Raw genomic sequence first — 1,242 nt, 5'->3', positions numbered from 1 at the left:
TCGACGGCCTCGACCAGCACCGCCCGTTCCAGCGCCAGGACGAGCGCCTGCCGGCCCCGGGTCGCGCCCAGCCCCGCGACCGCCGTGAGCAGCTCGACCGGCGCGGGCTCGGCGAGCACCGCCGCGGCTTCGGTGATCCGCCGCGCCACGAGCGGCAACGACCCCAGCCGTTCGACGATCGCTTCGCGCACCAGCGTGGGCACCTCGATCGTGTCCAGCGCAGCCTCGGTGACCGGGACCGGCAGCGCGTGCACGACTTCCTCGACGACGAACGGGATCCCGGCCGTCCGATCGTGCAGCCGGGCCGCGAAGGCGTCGGACACGCCGGGTTCGCCGAGCAGGGCCGAGGCCAGCCGCCGCACGCCGTCCGGTTCGAGCGGGCCGAGCCGGACCAGGGTGGTCGAACTGCCCGGGGACGGCCGGTGCGCGCGGCCCAGCGGGAGCCCGCCCGGCACGTCCTCGGGCCGGTGGCTGACCAGCAGGACCGTTCCGGCAGGCAGGTCGCCCATGAGGAACCGCAGCAGCCGCCGCGTGCCGTCGTCGGCCCACTGCACGTCTTCGAGCACCAGCACCAGCGGGCCCAGCAGGTCCAGCAGTTCGCGGACCGCGCGGAAGAACCGGTGCGCTTCGGCCCGCCGGTCCCCCAGCGGTTCCGGCGCGGGCGGCAGCAGCGGCGCGAGTTCCGGGAGGTGCCGGCCCAGGACGCCGGTGAGCGGTCCGGGCGAAGCGGCCGCGGGCAGGTACTTCCCGGCGTCCCGCAACGCTTCGACGACCACACCGCACGGGAACGGCTCGCGCTGCGGCCGGCACCGGGCGGCCAGCACGCGGGTCCCGGCGAGTTCGGGCCGGGCCAGGAGTTCGGCGGCCAGCCGGGTCTTGCCCGTGCCCGCCTCCCCTTCGAGCACGAGGACCGCGGGCGGGCGCAGCGCGGCGGAGACCAGCGCGGCGAGTTCGGCCGTCCGCCCGATCAGGACCCCGTTCGTCATGCCCCGCCCCTTCCCGGAAAGCGGCATCGCGGACCGAACCACCCTGTCCGGTGACCGGAGCTTAGGACCGCCGTTCGGGCGCGCGGAACCCGCGCGGACGGGCACGGAACTTTCGTAGGGGGACCGCGAAAGACATTAGTTACGTAGGCCTACGGGGCGCTGCCTCGCTTGTTAGCGCAGGTGAGCCCACCCGACAGTGAGACGGCGGTGGCTCTCGGTCACCGCGCCGCGATTCACCTGTTCGAGTGAGTGGAGT

At 74.8% G+C, this 1,242-nt stretch carries 1 protein-coding gene; it reads right to left on the bottom strand.

All coding sequences use genetic code 11. From position 1 onward, the window contains the following. Positions 1–986: AAA family ATPase (locus tag G3I65_RS33950; RefSeq protein ID WP_239071623.1), on the bottom strand; the 986-nt coding region annotated here is incomplete at its 3' end. Positions 987–1,242 lie beyond the last annotated feature (256 nt).

It is taken from the genome of Amycolatopsis sp. SID8362 (assembly GCF_010550475.1).
Lineage (GTDB): Bacteria > Actinomycetota > Actinomycetes > Mycobacteriales > Pseudonocardiaceae > Amycolatopsis > Amycolatopsis eburnea.
Note: the sequence above shows the minus strand (reverse complement) of the source record. Positions and strands in the feature narration are given on the sequence as shown.